This is a genomic window from Proteus sp. fly-1008 (assembly GCF_040140305.1).
In the GTDB taxonomy this organism is placed as follows: domain Bacteria; phylum Pseudomonadota; class Gammaproteobacteria; order Enterobacterales; family Enterobacteriaceae; genus Proteus; species Proteus vulgaris_B.
In genome coordinates, this window is sequence record NZ_JBEEWH010000003.1 from 353,988 (window position 1) to 374,873 (window position 20,886).

Here is a 20,886-nt window from a genome sequence, read left to right on the forward strand (position 1 = left end):
ATAAAATGTTAAGAAGTATAAATTTAATAAAAAAACTAAAAATACAGTTTTATATATTCATCTTAATTTTATATCAATAAAAATATGATAATACTATTTCTTTAAACTACTTTTTTCTTTCTAAATATTACGATCTCACTAGGTTGTGTTATCGATTCTCTATCTTCAAAAATCATAAAATCTGTTTTTTTAGCCTCTAAAATAAGGCTTTGAGGTGTAACCCCCAGTACAAAAGAAATAGTAATTAATTGATCTACCGTTATTTTTAAATGCCCTCCTTCTAATTGAGAATAATGTAATATGCTTATTCCCAACCTTTCAGACATTTCATTCTCTGTTATTTTCAATTGTCTTCTTATCATTTTTATTCTATTTCCAAGTTTGGTGTTAATCATCCCATTGTTCTCCTTCTTTTATTAGATGATCATATCGAAAAAACACCGAATTACAGTTTAAAAACGATCAAATCATAAACTGAAAATACTTAACCATTTTTTATTGAACACTCGTAACAGTACTTACTTTCACGAACTCTGTTAATAAGGTTATTCCGATATTTTAACTTTAAAATAATTTACATTTCTATATGTTATTTTAAAATAAATCAAATTTAGATTAATACTATAGTATTAAACACTTGATATAGAGTAATCAAAAGAAAGGCACAATAGTTGTGATTGAAGCTATCTGCTATTTTATTATTAAATAATGATTAATTTATATAATATATATGCGAGAGATATAAGATTAGTAATTTAACTAACGAAAGAAATTTAGAAAGGTTTAAAATATTACGCTAGCTTATTTTATTTAATAGGCGACTTTAAAATAAAATCGCCTACAATGTTATTTTTTATTTAATTCAACTTCATTTTCATATAAGCGTATTTTTACAGGTTCACCTTCTGTATCTTTAAATACCAAACGTAATTTAACTGCAGTTTTACTTGGGATATTGACATCTTCTTGAATACCATCTAAATAAGCAACAAAGTCGTCAGCATCTATCGCATAAATATTTTTTTTCTCACTTAAGTTAGTTAAGCGAATGAGAGAGTCAGAATTATTTTTAACCGCAAGCGTAACTAGGTAGCTGTTTTCACCTGTAGATCCTACTGAAAGTGATCTGATCGTTGTATACTTATTTAAGTTTTCTTTATCATAAATGATGATAGCACCATCAATACTACTACCTGATTTACGGCCTTCATCAACACCATCTTTCAAGCCAGATAAAGCGTCTTTACTCATAGTCGTAATACTGGAGGTTAATCCTTTTACACCATCTTTAATCATACTTGTATCTTGTGATTCAGTCGCAAATACACTGGATGAAACCAACAACACCATGCTAGCTAAGAGCGTTTTTTTCATTATTTTATCCTTTACCTAATAAAGTTGAGATCAAAGTTCTCGAAAGCAAATGAATCAATATATATCCTAATTAATCATTAAAAAACACAAGTTTTATCCTAATGTTAATATAATTCCGAATAAAAAAATTAGCTTTATTCTATTTAAAAAGATAAATAATATTTATAGTCTTAAATAGATTATAAAAAAGATATTATAAAAATAAAAAAACACTATTATTATTTATTCTAAATAAAAATTATATATTGTGTTTATTATTTTCAAACTACTATGCACATTATTAAATATTAAAAAATATCTATACATATCAATACATTAAAAATCGAAATAAAACTTCCCGCCTGATTTACTGTAAATGTGAGCACATCGCTATTGATCTTTTAAATTATAGATTAAAATTTTTAAAGTAAATGTTAATAGGGCATATTTTGAATATATTTACACATATATAGTAATGAAAGCCGTTGATGTGTTTAGTTTTATGTTTGGGAATTTAGTCATTAATTATTAAAGGTGAGGATAATGGAAAGTTTTAAATTGAAGCTAAAAAATCACATGGATCATGTTAAGAATGTAGGGCAACACTGCTCAACAGAAGAAACGACTAAACAAGCACTAATATTGCCATTCTTAGATATCCTTGGTTTTAATCCTTATGATCCTCAAAAAGTTAAAGCAGAATATGGTGCTGATTTTCCAGGAGTTAAAGCGAATGAGCGAGTTGACTATGCCTTATTCTGCCAAGATGTTCCCGTCATGTTTATTGAAGCAAAAGGATATTCAGAAAAACTTGATAACCATTGTCCTCAGTTGTCACGATATTTTAACTCTACACCAGAAGTGACAATATCAGCGATAACTAATGGACTTGAATGGCGTTTTTTTACTGATTTAAAACAGAAAAATGTAATGGACCCAACCCCTTTCTTAAGAATAAGAATGGATGAGGTAAGTGATTCAGATGCCAGTCAATTATTTAGATTTAGACATGATAAATTTAAACCGGAAGCACTAAGAACCTTAGCTGAAGAAAGTGTTTATTTATCGGCTTTTACAAAAACAATTAGCTCAAGTTTACGAGATGTAGATAATGAATTTGTAAGATATGTTGCTAGCCGCTCTAATGTTGAAAGACAATTAAACCAAAGATTCATAGACTCCATAACACCATTGGTAAAGCAAGCAGTCGAACGCTCTGTTAGTGCGATGGTTGTATCTGGGTTATCCAATAAAGCAATGACTTTTGATGATCCAACTGAAGTTAAAGAAGATAATACTGCCAATATTAAAACGACTGAAATTGTAGATATCATCGATCCAAACAACCCTAATATTATTACAACAAAAAATGAATTAATGTTATTTGAAAAAATAAAACTGATTATTGGCAATGATGATATTCAGTATAAAGATACCGAATCATATTTTGGTATATTATATCAAGGTAAAACAAATAGATGGATTGTTAGGTTTTATGATAAAAACAATCCTTATATTATAGTTCCAATTGAAATTACTAATATTTTAGAAAATGAAATATCTAGAGCTGGATTATCATTGGTTAATAATAGAATAAATATTAATGAGCCAGAAGATATATTAAGAATAACAGGAATTATTTTAGATTCATTTGAATATGTAAAAAATGATGATAATTTTAGAAAAAAAACCAGCTAACATAAGCCCTCTATAATGAGGGCTTTCTTTTATTTCTATTTAATTAAAATCTATAAAGACTAAATGGTTTTGGATCTAAAACAGGTTTTTTACCAAGTAATAAATCAGCTGTTAATTCTGCTGATACAGGGCTTTCTGTCATACCCCAACCTGTTGCTGTATTAATCACTAAGCCAGGGTACTCTTTAACTTCTGAGATAATTGGGTTCTCATCTGGTGCGATAGCCATTGCACCACTCCATTGATCAATTAATTTCGATTCTTTAAAGGCTGGGAATTCTGCTTTTAATTTTTCTAATGATGCATTTAGCTCAGGTAAATCCGGCAGTGCTGTCATATTTCTAAATTGCTCAAACGGAGAAACTTCATCTAAGTTCCAATGCGTTGATTGCATAAATGAATTGATTAATTGTTCATTTAAAGAAATATGCACTGGGAAATCAGGCAGTGCTAATAATGGCAAATATTTATAACCATAAGTGAAAGATTCTTTCACTACTGGTGCCACAATAACACGAGGAGAAGTTGCATAAGTACCATCAGCTTGCTCACGGAAGAAAATACCGCCCGGTAAAGCGACGTTACCACCCGGTGCCGTTGGTGAACCACTAATTAACTGTTGAGACTGATATGCAGGTAATGTTGGAACATCAACATTAAGATTTTGCATAAATAGACGAGACCAAACACCACCAGCAACAACAACTTGAGAAGTTTTGATTGCGCCTTTCTCTGTTACAACGTCAGAAATCACACCAGCTTGTGTTTCTAAGCCACGAGCCGCACATTGGGTGTAAATTCGAACGCCCATTTTTTTGGCGTATTCTGCCATAACGAATGTTGCCACTTCAGGATCGAAACTTCCTGAATCTTCTTCAAATCCTGCAATTTTCCAATCGGTTGTCGCACCACGAAGACGCTGTTTTAATTCAGCGCCTTCAATAATTTTGGTTTTAAATGGAATATCTGAGCCAACATTTTTACTTCTCTCGTCAATCCATTTTCTTACGTTTACTAAATCTTCTTCATCAAGAGGAACTTCTACACGGCCTTGTGTACGATAAGTGGTATCAACACCGACTTTCGCATTCATTTCACGCCAGCGATGCTTGCCTAAATGGTGTAATAAGAACGTTTCATCAGGCATTTTATAGCTAATTGCTTGACCGTAGAATCGTGAAGATTGCTCACCGGCGATATTACCTTTTTCTACAATCACAACAGATAAGCCACGTTCTACAAGATTAATGGCGGTCATAATACCGAGAATACCCGCACCAATAACAACAACATCAGCTTGTTTTGGTAAAGCCCCTTCCGTACCTTCAACAAAACCATGTCTTGGTGTACCCGGAACAAAGCGCCCTTCGCGAGTTAACATTGGTGTTAAAATACCCGCACCAGCCGCTACAGCTACGACTGTTCCACCAATGATAAATTTTCTTCTAGATATCGCCATTTTACTCGTTCCTTTTACTCAATGAATTATTAGCATTAAAACAATAACGTTATCTTATTTCATTTGTAAACTATTAGTAAAGTATTTGTAAATCTTTTCGTCTGTTTTTTTCTTAAAAATCCGTACTATTTAATTTACTTATGCAAAGAAGGGGATTAATCATCATTTTGTTTTTTATCGATTATTTAAGCGCATTAAGTAAAACGAAATGATATTCAGCTAGTTTTTTTCTTGGTTTCTTCGTCGAAATATAAAATTTTTCACTATTAAAGATCTACGACCAATTTGTTAAGCGTGGGCTTATGACACATTCAAATTGCAAATAGATAAGCTAAATCAAATAAATTGATTAACAAATAATCCACAAGATAACTAATGTTATTAAGACAATAAATTGAGCACATAAGAAGGAGATAAGAATAAGAAACATAACAATGGACTAGTTATTTGATGGTGATTCAGAGGAAAATAAGGAGATAGTTAAAATGACCACACTTAAGATTATATTTATCTCTATACATAACCAAATTTTAAGTGTTCATTTTTAAACCAATAGTGCAAAAAATCTTTTTTTGATTATTTTTATCAAAGTAGCTTAATTTTTTCTTTATAAATCAACGCCGTTACAATTTGAAACAAAATACACATTTTGTTACATATTAAAAATCCATGTACATTAGAACAGACTGGCTTTAGCGAGATTTCGGACATTTACGAAAGTGAATCGTATAAGTAAATACACTTATTATAATAAACGAAAGCAGTAAATATCGTATGAACAATTATTTTACGCTAAGTCACTTATCCTACGAGGATACAACGCCCTTTCTCTCTGCCCCTTTCTTTACTTCCTTCCAAAATTACTTAAGCTACTCTTATCAAATCGCAGTGCGCACTGGCTGATTTTTATCGAAAGGACTTCAACAAAATGATTTTGTTGAGAAACGATTACTCACTGTAAATTAAGGACTTGCCATGCCAACTCCATGCTATATCTCTATCGAAGGGAAAACTCAAGGTAACATCACTGCGGGTGCATTTACTGCGGGATCCGTCGGTAATATTTATGTTCAAGGGCACGAAGATGAAATGCTGGTGCAAGCATTTTCTCACGTAGTGACAGTGCCGACTGATCCACAATCCGGTCAGCCTTCAGGCCAACGTGCCCATAAACCATTCCGTTTCACTGTGGCGTTAAATAAAGCGGTTCCTCTGCTGTATAACGCATTAGCCTCAGGCGAAATGCTGCCAAAAACCACATTAAAATGGTATCGCACTTCGGTTGAAGGGAAACAAGAGCATTTCTTCACCACCACATTAACCGATGCGACTATCGTCAACATCGATTGCCAAATGCCTCACTGTCAAGATCCAGCAAAATCAGACTTCACACAGTTAATCGAAGTCTCCCTTTCTTATCGAAAAATTGATTGGGAACACACGGTTGCAGGCACGTCTGGCTCTGACGACTGGCGCGCTCCTCTTGAAGGTTAATCCTTTTTTTCACCTGCACACCAAGGTGTGTGGGTGTTTCTTTGCGTTTTCTTAATGGACAAAACAAGCGGTAGCTTGCTCAGTGGATATTGGAGCGAATGATGTTTGCGAAAGATAAAAAAAATAATTCAACCTCTCAACTTGGTGGATTAAAGAAGAAAGCGCTCGATAAAGCGCAAGAATTAGCCATTGCTAAAGCAACATCAACACTTTCGGCCTCCACTCAGCAAGCCCTCACCACAGCAAAAACTGCACAACAAGGGCTTTTGCAAGCCACATCAATGGCCTCTCAAACCTCAGCGCTTATTCCTGGCAGCGGTTTTGCCAGTGGAATAAATAATGACGATGTACCAGGGCTCACCTTCTCTGAAGGATTAGCGAAAAATAAAGCGTATGCACAACTGTTAGATTCGCTATTAGGCGCAGTATCGCCTTCTGGTTTGGTCTTCACCTGCCAAATTGCTGGTTTACCGGAAAGCACTTTTCAAGTCACTGAATTTAATTTAAACGAAGGGTTATCACGTTTATTTTCGCTATCCATTAGCGCGGTCACTACCTTGCCTTTTATCGATTTTCAGTCGCTGTTAGGTGTGGCGTCCTCGTTAACCGTTAAACGCAACGGTAAAGAAGTCCGCACCGTGCGTGGAATATTAGCGGGCGCCGTGCAAGGGAATACTGATGGTGTAAAAACGTGGTATCACTTTGATATTCGCCCTGAAATGTGGGTAATGACGCTGAATCAAGACAGCCGTATTTTTCAGCATAAAAAAGTGCCTGAGATTTTAAAAACGCTGTTAGAAGAAGCCCATATCAAAGCAGACAGCAAATTTTACCGTGAAGATTTACACCAAAAACGCCCTTATATCACACAAAAACGGGAATCCGCCTATGCGTTTTGGTGCCGTTTAGCTTTTGAAGAAGGGATTAACTTTTGGTTTGAAGAGAACCAACTGTTTTATAGCGATGAACATATGGGGATGACGGCTGGCATTCACCTGACCTATAACCCGCAAGCGGAAAGTGATATTACCGACAGCACGGCAACCACATGGCAATACGGTGAATATCTCTGTGTTGATGAAACCATTCAAAAAGACAATAACTTTATCCGCCCTTCTTACCCGTTAGCCCATCAAGCCAAATTAGAAAAAGGCGGTCAGCATAGCGTGTTTGAAAGCTATGGACGCTTTCAAGAAGATGCACAAGCAGCACCTCTCACCGCCATACGTTTTGAACAACTGCGCAACGGCAGTCGAGTGGGACGCGCCAGCACCAACTGTTTTGCCTTAATGCCGGGCAAGATTTTCTCGCTAAGCAACCACCCTAATTTAATGATGAATGACAACTGGCAAGTCATTCAAGTTTCGCATCATGGTGTTCAGCCGTTAGCGGATAACGGTGGTGGCGAAGGGACTCAACTGTCTAATAGCGTCGAATTTATTCCCGGTACGCAAGAATGGCGTCCTCCACATCATTATAAACCCACTGCCGATGGCGATGAAGTTGCCACTGTGGTAGGTCCTCCGGGTGAAGAGATTTACGTCAACGAAGTGGGTGCGGTGAAGGTCTATTTTCATTGGGATCGCTATGGCAAACCCGATCACAGTGCCTCGTGTTGGGTGCGCGTGGCGATGGGTTGGAACGGCAATGGCTATGGTTTTTCTGCCGTACCGCGTATCGGGCAAGAGGTGATTGTCTCTTATTTAAATGGCGATATTGATAGACCGATTATCACGGGTTGCACCTATAACGGTCGCAACGCGCCACCGTTGAAATTTCCTGAAAATATGACTCGCACCACAATCAAAACCAAAACCCATAAGGGTGACGGTTTTAATGAACTGCGCTTTGAAGATGCCGGCGGTAAGCAGGAGATTTTTATTCATGCGCAGAAGGATATGAATACCACTGTTTTAAATGACCAATCTCTTACTGTTTTTCAAAATAAAACCAAGAACGTTGGTGGTAATGAAAGTAACACTATTGAAGGCGTTGAAAACACAAAAGTTGTTATAAAACAAGATATTGCAATAAAAGGAAACTCCTCTCTTTTAACCGGAGGATATCGTACCGATCAAGCAGTAGGGCAATATTTTATTGGTTCTGGTGAATGCATTCGTTTGGAATGTGGAGAAAGTGTATTAGAACTCAGCGCCTCTGGTGCCATTAATTTAAAAGGAAAATCTTTCAATATCACCGTTGATAATGGAGGGGAAATTAACACGATTGGAGGGGTCTTAGGGTTAAATCCAAGTACGCCATCACCTTGTGTCTCTGCTAATGGTATTGGTGATAAATCCAGTTTACAAACCGCTGTTAACAATATTTTTTCAAGTGAAGGGAAATAATCACTATGTACACAATCAATGAAGCACAATTTCTTATACCTTCCACCACTTGGAAAGACTCTAGTATGAATGTTTTCCGTGAACCTCACTCACAATGTTCATTAATTGTAGCAAGAAGTGAATTATCTAAAGGAAAAACATTTAAAGAAGAATTAAAAATACAATGTGAACAACTAAAACAAGTTGCCACTAATATAACAATATCTCCTTTTAATATTATTACTCTTAACGAAACTAATTATATTGAGGCATTAGAAACTAATATTTCTTTCTTACGTAGTGGTAGTAAATTTTATCAACGTCAACTTGCCATTTTATTAGCAGATAATAATCGCATTCTTTTATTTAGTTATACATCACCTCAACCTTTTAATGATGAGGATGAACAATATTGGGTAAAACTTAAAAACTCAATAGTACTAACGGATTAATCATTAAATAAAAAAGAAAGGATGCTTTTATGACTCTTCCTAACGCTGCCAGAGAGCACGATGAAATTATTCATACTAGTGTGTGGGCTGATATTGTTTCTATTGTTGCTGAAGGTGTTGTTTATGCTGCCGCAGGTGCTGCTGTTGCCGCAATTGCTGTAGTTGCAGCCCCTGCACTAGGACTTGTTAGCGCATCAGCGGCCACGGTAGCGACCGCTGTTGGTGGGAGTTGTATCGCTTCTGGTTTTATTGCCGGAGCTATCATTAGTGCAAGCAAATTAGGGGATTCTATTTCCCAAGGCTGCTCCAATTTTGCTAATGCAATTTTTCCACCTTCACCCGCAGGAAAAATTGCCACAGGCTCAAATAATGTTCTTATCAACGACAAACGAGCCGCTCGTGCTGCGGGTCGTTTACTCACAGAAACAGAAACGGCTAATATTCCTCCAGCAAAAGAACCTGATTCTTTTTTAGATTATGCCAGTATGGTGCTTAATACAGGTAAAACCTTCGTTTCTGAACTTATTCAACCCACAGTTGATGTACCGAAAGGTGCCACCACTGAAGCAGATAATGACCGTATCCTTTGTGATAAACATCCACCAATACAATATATGGCAGAAGGATCGGATAAAGTCTCGATCAACGACCTACCAGCAGTACGCGCTAATGACAGATCAACGTGTGAAGCAAAAGTTTCAGAAATTGTTTCAACTAATGTCGCCATCGGAGGGGGAAAGGTTGTTGTTCGTCCCATAAAAAGTGGCAAACTACCCGGTTTAGAATTGGTGTATATGGCAGCTTCAATGCTGAGAGGGAAACCTAAGACTATCTTCAAAAATATGCCTTGTATGCTAGCGATGTCAGGCATAGGTATGGGAATTGATAGGTTAACTAATGCTGTCAGTGCGGTCTTCAATCCTGTTCATGCGGCAACGGGGGCGAAGATTTTATATGAAGATGAACTCGACTTTACTCTTCCGTCTAGATATTCGTTTATTTGGCAAAGAATTTATAATAGCCGTAATAAAAATAATGGGTTATTTGGACAAGGTTGGAGTACCGCGTTTGAAACCTGTGTTATACGAGAAAATAAAGGCTATTGTTACCATGATATGGGTGGACGAGAGCTACGTTTTTCATCCATTGAGCCTGAAATTCAATATTTCAGTCCTTCTGAAGGTCTGATTATTGCCGCTAATGAAAAAGGCTATCTTACTCTTGGTGATAGTGATGGCTCTTGTTGGCGCTTATTTGGTCCTTTAACTGAAAATAGTACAACGCTTTCTTTATTATCCATTAGTGATGAATATGGTAATGGATTATTACTACATTATGATGAACAACAAAAGCTAAGTTCAATCACAGATACAGCAGAATCGCTTCTGGTTATTTTTCAATACCAAGATCCTTTACATTCTCAGCGTATTACCCATATTTATGAACAAAATAATGAAAGTGAAAATATTTGCTTAGCAACTTACCATTACAATAAACAAGGTCAACTCACCAAAGTTATTGATGCGAGCAATATTATTACCAGAGAATATCGCTACAATGACCACAATTTATTAATACAACATGCCAAACCACAAGGGTTAGTTTGTGATTATCAATGGGATAAATTTGATGATTGGCGCGTTGTTGACTATAAAACAAACGCAGGCGAACACTGCGTTATTGATTATCAAATCGATAGCAAAACCACAAAAGTCACTCATATTAATGGTCTATCCCATACCCATATTTGGAATGAGCAATTTTTAGTCACAGAGTATATCGATGAAGCCAATAATACATGGCAATATCAATGGAACGAGCTTGGGTTACTCAGCAAAACCATTTCACCATTAAATGAACAATGGCAATACCATTATGATGAAAACGGGTGTTTAACAGAAGAAACAGATCCCCATGGTAAGACGACGCTGACATCATGGTTATCTACTCGTGACTTAATTAGTAGTGTCACCTTACCTAGCGGTAGCAAAACCTCTTTTCATTATGATATTCATCATGGGGTAATTGCTGAAACTGATGCGTTAAACCAAACAACCATATTTGAACGAGATATTTTTGGTCAAGTTATAACTCAAATTGATGCTAATAATGGAAAGGTTCATATAGCCTATAATGCGCGTGGTCAAATGACGTGTTACCAAGATTGCTCCAATAAAATTACCCATTATCGCTATAACTCTCGCTACCAACTTATTGAAACAGAAGATGCTGAACACGGATCTTCTTATATCGAATATGATATTGCAGGTCGCCCACAGTCAATTACACGCGCTGAAGGTTGGTGCCATCAATTTTATTGGGACAATTGTGGACGACTTTATCAATTTAAAGAAGCTGATGGTTCTATCTCTCGTTATCAATGGAATGATTACGGGTTACTTTATAAGTCCATTAATCCTAAACAAGGTTCCATCGTTCGTCACTATGATGAACGCGGTCGATTACTCTCGTTATACAATGAAAATAATGAACCTTATCACTTTATCTGGGGTGAAAATAACCGCCTACTTTCTGAAATAGGTTTAGATGGTGTTGCAACCGAGTACCAATATGATGTGTGTGATCGCGTGATCCAACAAATATTCGCAGCTAATACACCACAAGCCTTTGCTCATTCTGCTCGTTATAATGCATTAAGCCAACTTATTACAAAACAAACACCTGATGGTATTACCTATTTTCAATATACTCTAGGTGGGCAGCTAACTCATTCTCGCTTTACATCACAAGGTAAATCACCCTATTCACAATTTGCCCATTTCGAGTACGACAAATTAGGGCAACTCACAAAAGAACATACTTTAAGCGGCAAAATTCACTATACCTATGATGTATTAGGTAATAAAACATCCACTATACTGCCTGACGGAAAAGTACTCAAAATACTTTATTATGGTAGTGGACATGCGCTACAAATTAATCTTGACGACACAGTTATTACTGAATTTACTCGTGATAATTTGCATCGAGAAATTAGTCGAACTCAAGGAAAAAGAGTCAATTGGCGCAGTTATGATCGCCTAGGTCGTTTAACTCGACAAGCTCAATATCATCAAGGGCAATATATACGCCCTATCAATGAAACTCGTTGGGATTATGATTTACGCCATAATTTAACCACCACACAAGAAGAAACAGCCCCTTATGGCTGGAAGCATTATCAATATGATGCGACCGATAACTTAACACAGCGTCAAAGTGATCGTTATTCGCCTGAAACTTATTATTACGATGCTGCGGCTAACTTATTACAAGAAAGAGCAACCTCCCCTTGTCAACATAATCGCCTTACTGAATATAAAGGCATTTATTATCAATATGATATTTATGGTAGGACGATTGAGAAACGCACCGATACTGGCTCTTGGACTTATTCCTATAATGCTGAGCATCGTTTAAAAACGGTACTTCATCATCCTGTTAATCCAGAAGAAAAACGATGTTTTGTCCAATTTGATTACGACCCACTAGGACGTCGTTTACATAAAACCGTCGAATATCTTCCTGCTCTGCAACTACCACACGCACAACAACGTTTACCTTTAAAGGCACACACTTGTGGTACAACGACCTTTTTATGGGAAGGCTTGCGATTATTAAGTGAATATCGACACGGCGTTGACATGCTCTATATCTATGAAGATGTGGGCAGTTACTCACCCTTAGCGTGCGTTGATACATTAAAAATAAACAAACTGTTTTTTATTTTCATTGTCAACCTAATGGTTCACCTGATGCGTTAGTTGATGACAACGGTGATATTCAATGGCAAGCTCGTTTTACCTCTTGGGGTAAAACAGAAATTGAATTAGGGGAGTTTCATTATTATCCCCAAAATCGTGATCAAAACTTACGTTTTCAGGGGCAATATCTCGATAGAGAAACAGGTTTACACTATAATACCTTTCGCTATTATGATCCTGATATTGGTCGATTTACTCAACATGACCCTATTGGGTTAGCTGGCGGGTTAAATCTGTATCAATATGCGCCTAATGGATTGGTGTGGGTAGATCCTTGGGGTTGGAAATGTGGTATTATAAAATATAATCATAAAACCAAGCCTAATAAAACAACAAATACAAGAGAGCTTAAGCGCCAAATAAGAGGGCAAATAAGGGCATTTAACAAAATATTAAAAACAGAAGGTATGATTGGGCTAAAAAAAAGAATTAATAACTATAGTGCTACTTTAGAGAAAGAAGGTAGAGACTATATTAGAACACTCAATTCTGCAGGCGATGGAAAAGTTTGGTTACATGAACCAGACATGCGAGTAGGCGGTTTGCCTAAAGATGTAACACGAGTGGGATTAAGTCGTGAAAACTCAATTATTGGAGGCAATGCACCTAGTATTGCTCGTCAAATAAATGATATGTCTGATGACATTATAAAATTAACATCAAAATTATCAATTAATTAGGCTATTTAATGAAAAGAAATGAAATTATTAAATCATTTAACCTATTGAATAACAATGATAAGTTAAAATCTCTCCTTGATTTTAGCTCAACTTTAGATTTAGATTTAGCACTTTTTTTTATAAGTATAGCGATGGATAAGTCTGAAGATATAGATGTAAGAATTGAAGCTATAAAAATAGTTGGTCTATACAAAGGAAAGTATAATGATACAGAAATAAAAAAACAATTAACCTTACTTATCTTATCAACTAATGAAGATGAAGAAATTAAAATTTATTCTATAAATACGTTATCAATACTGGACATGGACGATGATACTCTCAGTCTTTCCCAAAAAATAATTATGGGTAATGATTATATCTTAGTAAAAGAAGCTGCATTCTCTTTAATTTCTTCACATAAAAAATTACCTTTAGCAAAAAATATTTTATCTTCCATGATTTCTCACAAAATATTTGGTAAATCAGCTCAAAGAGAATTAAAAAATTAATATAATACTTTTGCAATAAACTCATCGAAATAAAAAATGAAAAATACAAATCTCCTTATATTGGATATAATATTGTTGGTCACCCACTTTCGATTACACATGTTGAAGGTTGGTACCATCAATATTTAATCACCATAAAAAATAACGTATTATGGCTGGAAGTATTATCCAACTTCCACAAGAACAACAACGTTTATCTTTAAAAGCACACTTGTGGTACAACGACCTTTTTATGGGAAGGCTTGCGATTATTAAGTGAATATCGACACGGCGTTGACATGCTCTATATCTATGAAGATGTGGGCAGTTACTCACCCTTAGCGTGCGTTGATACATTAAAAATAAACAAACTGTTTTTTATTTTCATTGTCAACCTAATGGTTCACCTGATGCGTTAGTTGATGACAACGGTGATATTCAATGGCAAGCTCGTTTTACCTCTTGGGGTAAAACAGAAATTGAATTAGGGGAGTTTCATTATTATCCCCAAAATCGTGATCAAAACTTACGTTTTCAGGGGCAATATCTCGATAGAGAAACAGGTTTACACTATAATACCTTTCGCTATTATGATCCTGATATTGGTCGATTTACTCAACATGACCCTATTGGGTTAGCTGGCGGGTTAAATCTGTATCAATATGCGCCTAATGGATTGGTGTGGGTAGATCCTTGGGGTTGGGAAAAATGTCGTTTATATAAAGAAGATCTAGAAAAACTAGGACCCGCACCTGACGGAATGAAAAACTCACATAGACACCATAAAGTTCGAGAAAATGCACCTTCAAATTGGTCTAAAAAAAATCGAGATTATATACTTCAGCACAAGATGTTCTTAAATACTATGGCATTAATCTAAATACGGATTTAAGAAATTTCACTTGGGCTAGAAATGGTGGTGGTGCTCATACAATAAAAGCAGCACGGCATATTCACGAAAAAATAATAACTGCGGTACCTCAAGGAAAAAATGCTGTAAAGGAAGCTTTAAATGATTTAGGGAAAGAAATGATAAAAGGTAAGTTTTATGAAAGAAAATAACATAGATATATATCAAATAATAAAAGACGAAGATGTAGAAAAATTATCAGAATATCTAAAAGATTTAAACTTATCTGAAATTAAATTTGATAAATCACTATTACATAGATTTTCTGAAGAAGGTAAATATTTATTATGTGACTTCATAATAAAAAAAGGTTTCAATACCAATGTAATAGATAGTAGCTATCTAACACCACTTGTTGAGGTCGCATTTGAAGGATATATAAATATATTAGCTCTTTTGCTTAATAATAAAGCATGGGTTGATGGAGATCCTCGAGGGATCACAACACCATTAATTGAGGCATCATGTGGTGGTCATTTAGACATTGTCAAATTACTTATCAAATCTGGTGCAGATATTAACCGCTTACAGATGAATTTCAATCGTACGGCTTTAGATCTCGCTATATCCTATGGACATACCGATGTTGCTCAATATTTACAATCGATGGGAGGACGAAAAGCATTCGAAGAAATGCAAGCTGGCATCATTGAAGGTGATGGTATTCTCTCCCATATTTATAAAAATGTTGGCCCTATTCTGACTAATGAATATTATTCTGATAACATTAGATTAATGACATCATGGGTAGGAAATGGTAATTACCATAAATTATTTTTTACCTTCGGCAATTTTAAAAGATTACCTCACACTGAATTTTTAATCTGTTTGCCTTATAATTGGCCAATTAATCGGGCAATATTCCAAAGTGATTATAAAGATAATTTTCCAATGAAATTACTTTCCTCACTCTCTGAATATTATAAAAAAAGTGAAATTATTAAAGAAGGTTTTATTTTAGATAAAAATGACGAGCAATGGAAACACCTTCATTGGCCTGACGAAATCGATGCACTCGTTACTGTTAATTACGCTTTCGGCCATCAAGAAAAAGAAATATTTCTTCCTGAAGATGAAGAGGTTAATTTATTACTATTAATCCCAATGAAATATACTAAAGCAGGAAAACCAAGTGGGGAAAAATTAGAAAAATGGCTAAAAAGAAAAAGAACAGCATCATGGAAAAGTATTTCATTTAAAAGTGATTGGCTTTCAGAAAAATAGATTATTTCTTATTTAGAAGATAGGCATTGTATTAACAGTGCTTTTATAAGGATTAGTAATTAAGATATACGATAAAAACTACTAAGTAGTATAATAAAAAATGAGTGTTAATACACTATCTATAATATTCATAATTCAATAACTAAATAAAAATAAATACACTATTATTTCCCTTCTTTATTTTTAGATTATCCCTTTAAAGATAAACTCGTTCAGCGTGTGGATTACCTGTGGTCGGGCAACCAGATGGTGCAAGAAACCCCGATTTATGCCGATGGCACCCCCGCTTATGATTCACAAATTCAGTGGCTCTATCAACCCAATGAAATCACTCCCACCGCCCGTTATCAATGCGGAAAACTGCATTATGTGGTCACTGACCATCAAGGCACGCCACGCGAAATCTTTAGCGAAAAAGGCATTGTTAGCTGGGCTGGACGGTTAAATACCTGGGGACAAATGGCGTTTTGGCAATCTCATGAAGATCATGCCGATAACGACCCTGAATACACCGAATGTCATTTTCGGTTTGCCGGACAATATGAAGATAAAGAAAGTGGCTTGTATTACAATCGCTTTCGCTACTATGATAAGGACACTGGGCAATATATTTCACCAGACCCTATCGGATTATTAGGTGGCTTTAATCCGTATGGGTATGTGCATTGTCCAACGGGATGGGTTGATCCGTTTGGGTTGGCGGGTGAGAATTGTGATAAGTTGAAATGGGGAAACCCTAAAAGCAAACCAACTTATGGACATACATTTATTGATCATGGCCAAAAATTAAAACCTCTGCAACTTATGGATAGAGCCAGAGCTAAAAATCATCAGATAGGACAATATTTAGATGATAACGCGGCTGCTAATTTTATTTCTGATGTTGCTAAAAAAGGACCTGGTGTTCATGATGTTCCTTTGCCCAATAATATAAATGGTCGCGGTTATTTACCTAATGGAGTGGAAATAAAACCAGATATGGCCAGGGTAGTCGTAAAGCCTGATGGCTCGATTAGAACATCATTTCCATACAACTCATCTCATCCCAATTAAACGGAGACCCTTATTTATGAATATAAATCAATTAGCTATAGACTTGGAATTACCAGTAGGGGATGAATACACTCAAGATTGGAGCTATGAATTATCAGAATCATATCGTACAAAAGAATGGCTAAAAAAATATATTCAAGCATACTCGAATGATAAATATAATACATTTGAAAAGAATGAATTAATGGAATTGATGCTTGACATTGTAAATGATTTATTGATTCAAAATAATAAGAATGATGATTTGATAATAAAAGTTTTAACTTTATTATCTGATAATAATCGGATTCATTTACAACTAATAGAACACTGGTCTTTAGATGATGAGCCATTAGAAGACTGTTTTGAATTAACTCCAGAAATTAGAAAAATTAGAGATAGTGTATTCATTAAGTAATTAAGAATAGTCAGAAGATCTTAAAATCTTCTGACTGAACTGTCTTTAAAAATGGATCAATTTCCCTTTTAACTGCTGGCATATTCTGCCATCAGTCTCGTATCTTGCCATTGTTAGTGATGTTGCTTCATAGCTCTGATTCTTCACCGTAAAAAATGGTATTACCAATGGAATACCCTTAACCAACTTATCGCCTGTTTTAATCCCGAGGGAGAATGTTGGCGTTATACCTATGATGCTTTTGGGCGACGACTTAGTAAGCACAAAGTGGTCGATAATCGCCCTGCGCCACCTTTAAACTCGCCCTTTAAAGATAAACGCGTTCAGCGTGTCGATTACCTGTGGTCTGGCGACCAGATGGTGCAAGAAACGCCAGTTTATGCTGATGGTACACTGGCTTATGACGCTCAAATTCAGTGGCTCTATCAACCCAATGAAATCACCCCAACGGCACGTTATCAACGTGGAAAACTGCATTATGTCGTCACGGACCATCAAGGCACGCCACGCGAAATCTTTAGCGAAAAAGGCATTGTCAGCTGGGCAGGACGGTTAAATACGTGGGGGAAAATGGCGTTTTGGCAATCTCATAATGACACTAGCACGTTAAGCTTTTGGCAATGAGTACCTGAAAAATTAATGAATGGAATACAAAATAATCCGAAAGGAAAAGTCACTGAGGATCTAAAAAATGGTTTCACTTAGAGACTGGAATAAAACGCCCGATTGCAAGTCAACAAATGCATATCAGTGTCTCTTACGATCCGTGGAATTATTCAGGATCTATCGTCTGCCACTATCGTTCAAACTTCAATAATGATATCGAGTGGAAAGATTTCCATAAACGAAATAAAGAATAATAATAACGAATAAATTATCTTACCTTAAGTAAAATAACATTCCCTCTATAAGCTATAGATAAATAATATATTATTTTAATTTTTATCAATCATATTCAAATTGACATAAGATTTCCTTCTTGTTTTTATTAAATAATTTAACTTAATGCTGTTTTTTATATTATTTTTAATTTTAGGTTATAACAATAACGCTATGTAACATTATTATTATTTATAGTACCGTTCTATTTTTCATCAAAAAAATATTAATTTAAAAAAAATAAAAAAAATCAAATTACCACATTATAAACCAAATTACTGCTATATATCAGTAAGATATGTAGAGCTGAAATAAATAATTCATAATGAAATTTCTATTTTTCATATTTATAATTTAAATTAAATATAAATTAATTTATTCCTATCAAGTTGCATAATATGAGTAAAATAGATGAAAAAACTTACTTATAAAGTTAAATCATTATATTTAAATTAAATACGATACTAATTAAATGTAATGAAAAGTAAAAAACATTAAATATTTCTTATTGACTCAAGGACGGTTTTATATAAAACTAAATGTATATATTAGAAAAAATTACTTATTATTTTATTTTTAGTTATTATTTTATTTCTACCAGGAAAATTAAACTCATATAAGGTAATTATATTATTGCCTAGGATAGGTATTTCTTAATTTAAATTATTCATCAAGACGCTGAGTATTTAATTAAGAACTTAAGCTAAATAAGGAGCTTAGTTTAAATGAGTAAAAATACTCTTGGTAGTGTTGCCCCCAAAGAACGTATTAATATCAAATACATCCCAAATGATGGTGGTGTTCAATCTGAAGTCGAATTGCCTTTAAATATGCTTATTGTGGGTGATATAAAAGGAAAGGCGGAAGAAACACCTATTGAAGATCGTAAAACTATTTCTATTAATCAGAACAACTTTAATTCAGTTATGGAAAGCGCAGGTATTAACCTAAATATTGCGGTTCCAAATACCTTAGATGAAAAAAGTGAATCTGATCTTAATGTCAATTTAGAGATTAAATCACTACAAGATTTTTCTCCTGATAATATTGCACGCCAAGTTCCTGAGCTAAAAAAACTATTAGAACTAAGAGAAGCGCTCGTTGCGTTAAAAGGCCCTCTTGGCAATATCCCCGCTTTTAGAAAACGTCTGCAAGAACTTCTGGAAAATGAAGCGACGCGCGAACAATTATTGAAAGAACTTGATATTGCTAGCCAAAAATAATGTTTACAGAGGATGACCCTATGTCTTTAGTTAATGAAGCTCAACAAGAACAAGTGGCAATATCTGGCGGTTCTTTACTTGACGAAATTATGGCGCAATCAAGAATGTCGCCAGAAACGGAAGCCTATGATATTGCTAAACAAGGCGTTGCTGCTTTTATTAGTAATATTTTTGCTAATCCGTCAGAAGAAGAGTCTATTAATAAGCTTTTAATTGATAAAATGCTCGTTGAGCTGGACTCTCAATTAAGTGCCCAAGTTGACCAAATTTTACATGCACCAAAATTTCAAGAAATTGAGTCATCATGGCGTTCATTAAAATTACTCGTTGATCGTACTGACTTCCGTGAAAACATTAAAATCAATATTTTACATGCAACGAAAGAAGAACTATTAGAAGATTTTGAATTCTCACCAGAAATTGTTCAATCCGGTTTTTATCAACATGTTTACTCTTCTGGCTATGGCCAATTTGGTGGTGAACCTGTCGCGACAGTCATTGGTAACTATGCATTTAATAACACCACACCTGACTTAAAATTAATGCAATATGTTAGTGCTGTGGGTGCGATGGCTCATGCTCCCTTTATTTCATCCGTTTCACCTAATTTCTTAGGTATTAATAGCTATGCTGAACTGCCTGCTATTAAAGATCTTAAATCTGTTTTTGAAGGCCCTGCTCATACGAAATGGCGTTCATTACGCGAGTCTGAAGATGCTCGTTATTTAGGTTTAACAGCACCTCGTTTTTTAGTGCGCTTACCTTATTCGCCGACAGAGAATCCCATTAAATTATTTAATTACTCTGAAGATGTGAAGCAAGATCATGAGCATTATTTATGGGGCAATACCGCTTTCTTATTAGCAAGTTGTATTAATGACAGCTTTGCAAAATATCGCTGGTGCCCAAATATTATTGGCCCTCAAAGTGGCGGAACCGTAGGCGATTTACCTGTTCATAACTTTGAAGCGATGGGTGAATTACAAACTAAGATCCCAACAGAAGTTTTAGTTACTGATAGACGTGAATTTGAGTTAGCAGAAGAAGGTTTTATCACCTTAACTATGCGTAAAGGCAGCGATAATGCCGCTTTCTTCTCTGCAAACTCAGTACAAAAACCGAAAAACTACCCTAATACGCGTGAAGGAAAATTAGCAGAAACTAACTATAAGTTAGGAACACAACTTCCTTACATGTTTATTATCAATCGTTTAGCTCACTATATTAAAGTGCTACAACGCGAACAAATTGGCTCATGGAAAGAGCGTCAAGATCTTGAGCGGGAGCTTAATATCTGGCTAAAACAATATATTGCAGATCAGGAAAATCCACCAGCAGACGTTCGTAGTAGACGCCCTCTTCGCTCAGCACAAATCCAAGTTTTGGATGTTGATGGTGATCCGGGTTGGTATCAAGTGGCTATTCAAGTTCGCCCTCATTTTAAATATATGGGTGCAAACTTTGAATTATCTCTTGTTGGTCGCTTAGATAAGGAATAAGTGC

General features: G+C 35.3%; 16 protein-coding genes and 3 pseudogenes. 16 read left to right on the forward strand and 3 right to left on the reverse strand.

What is annotated here, in order from left to right; genetic code table 11:
• Positions 1-101 precede the first annotated feature (101 nt).
• Positions 102-395 (reverse strand): helix-turn-helix domain-containing protein, encoded by a 294-nt coding sequence (locus tag ABN256_RS08050; protein ID WP_196553932.1) that lies wholly within the window; start codon positions 393-395, stop codon positions 102-104.
• Between the two features lie 451 nt (positions 396-846).
• Entirely contained in the window at positions 847-1,374 is a 528-nt protein-coding gene (locus tag ABN256_RS08055; RefSeq protein ID WP_196553931.1) for a hypothetical protein, read from the reverse strand.
• Positions 1,375-1,896: 522 nt separating this feature from the next.
• Between ABN256_RS08055 and ABN256_RS08060 the strand changes: the two genes are divergently transcribed.
• On the forward strand, positions 1,897-3,051 hold the full coding sequence (locus ABN256_RS08060; protein WP_197268921.1) for a type I restriction endonuclease: 1,155 nt from the start codon (positions 1,897-1,899) through the stop codon (positions 3,049-3,051).
• Between the two features lie 43 nt (positions 3,052-3,094).
• Here ABN256_RS08060 and ABN256_RS08065 read toward each other — a convergent pair whose 3' ends face one another.
• Positions 3,095-4,510, reverse strand: a complete 1,416-nt coding sequence (locus tag ABN256_RS08065; RefSeq protein ID WP_115350733.1) for an NAD(P)/FAD-dependent oxidoreductase — start codon at positions 4,508-4,510, stop codon at positions 3,095-3,097.
• Between the two features lie 975 nt (positions 4,511-5,485).
• On the opposite strand from ABN256_RS08065, the gene ABN256_RS08070 reads away from it, so the two are divergent.
• The 15 genes and pseudogenes from ABN256_RS08070 to tssC all read left to right on the forward strand — a co-directional run bounded on the left by ABN256_RS08070 (position 5,486) and on the right by tssC (position 20,882).
• Entirely contained in the window at positions 5,486-6,004 is a 519-nt protein-coding gene (locus ABN256_RS08070) for an Hcp family type VI secretion system effector (RefSeq protein ID WP_196553929.1), read from the forward strand.
• A 101-nt stretch (positions 6,005-6,105) separates the two neighbouring features.
• Entirely contained in the window at positions 6,106-8,352 is a 2,247-nt protein-coding gene (locus ABN256_RS08075) for a type VI secretion system Vgr family protein (RefSeq protein WP_349439340.1), read from the forward strand.
• A 5-nt stretch (positions 8,353-8,357) separates the two neighbouring features.
• Positions 8,358-8,783, forward strand: coding sequence for a DcrB-related protein (locus ABN256_RS08080; protein ID WP_349439342.1), 426 nt, complete (start codon positions 8,358-8,360; stop codon positions 8,781-8,783).
• Positions 8,784-8,812: 29 nt separating this feature from the next.
• On the forward strand, positions 8,813-12,547 hold the full coding sequence (locus ABN256_RS08085) for a DUF6531 domain-containing protein (protein WP_349439343.1): 3,735 nt from the start codon (positions 8,813-8,815) through the stop codon (positions 12,545-12,547).
• Positions 12,484-12,828, forward strand: a pseudogene (locus tag ABN256_RS19200) (RHS repeat-associated core domain-containing protein); the annotation flags it as partial. The gene ABN256_RS08085 and the pseudogene ABN256_RS19200, both read left to right, overlap by 64 nt.
• Positions 12,808-13,227 (forward strand): hypothetical protein, encoded by a 420-nt coding sequence (locus tag ABN256_RS19205; protein WP_502929692.1) that lies wholly within the window; start codon positions 12,808-12,810, stop codon positions 13,225-13,227. The pseudogene ABN256_RS19200 and the gene ABN256_RS19205, both read left to right, overlap by 21 nt.
• An 8-nt stretch (positions 13,228-13,235) precedes the next feature.
• Positions 13,236-13,718 (forward strand): hypothetical protein, encoded by a 483-nt coding sequence (locus tag ABN256_RS08095; protein WP_311754043.1) that lies wholly within the window; start codon positions 13,236-13,238, stop codon positions 13,716-13,718.
• Positions 13,719-14,052: 334 nt separating this feature from the next.
• The gene (locus ABN256_RS08100) at positions 14,053-14,577 is read left to right on the forward strand and encodes an RHS repeat domain-containing protein (RefSeq protein ID WP_349439360.1); all 525 of its coding nucleotides are present in this window, start codon (positions 14,053-14,055) and stop codon (positions 14,575-14,577) included.
• A 168-nt stretch (positions 14,578-14,745) separates the two neighbouring features.
• The gene (locus tag ABN256_RS08105) at positions 14,746-15,831 is read left to right on the forward strand and encodes an ankyrin repeat domain-containing protein (RefSeq protein ID WP_349439344.1); all 1,086 of its coding nucleotides are present in this window, start codon (positions 14,746-14,748) and stop codon (positions 15,829-15,831) included.
• A 225-nt stretch (positions 15,832-16,056) separates the two neighbouring features.
• A pseudogene (locus ABN256_RS08110) lies at positions 16,057-16,533 on the forward strand (RHS repeat-associated core domain-containing protein); the annotation flags it as partial.
• 367 nt (positions 16,534-16,900) lie between these two features.
• Positions 16,901-17,281 carry a hypothetical protein gene (locus tag ABN256_RS08115; RefSeq protein ID WP_196553925.1) on the forward strand — a complete coding sequence of 127 codons (381 nt, stop codon included), beginning with the start codon at positions 16,901-16,903 and terminating at the stop codon, positions 17,279-17,281.
• Positions 17,282-17,548: 267 nt separating this feature from the next.
• Positions 17,549-17,905, forward strand: a complete 357-nt coding sequence (locus ABN256_RS08125; protein ID WP_340893578.1) for an RHS domain-containing protein — start codon at positions 17,549-17,551, stop codon at positions 17,903-17,905.
• A 74-nt stretch (positions 17,906-17,979) separates the two neighbouring features.
• Positions 17,980-18,141 (forward strand): annotated as a pseudogene (locus ABN256_RS19210) (hypothetical protein); the annotation flags it as partial.
• A 744-nt stretch (positions 18,142-18,885) separates the two neighbouring features.
• Positions 18,886-19,383: a type VI secretion system contractile sheath small subunit gene (gene tssB / locus ABN256_RS08130; RefSeq protein WP_196553924.1), complete on the forward strand. Its 498-nt coding sequence runs from the start codon at positions 18,886-18,888 to the stop codon at positions 19,381-19,383.
• Positions 19,384-19,403: 20 nt separating this feature from the next.
• Positions 19,404-20,882 carry a type VI secretion system contractile sheath large subunit gene (tssC, locus tag ABN256_RS08135; RefSeq protein ID WP_196553923.1) on the forward strand — a complete coding sequence of 493 codons (1,479 nt, stop codon included), beginning with the start codon at positions 19,404-19,406 and terminating at the stop codon, positions 20,880-20,882.
• Positions 20,883-20,886: the final 4 nt, after the last annotated feature.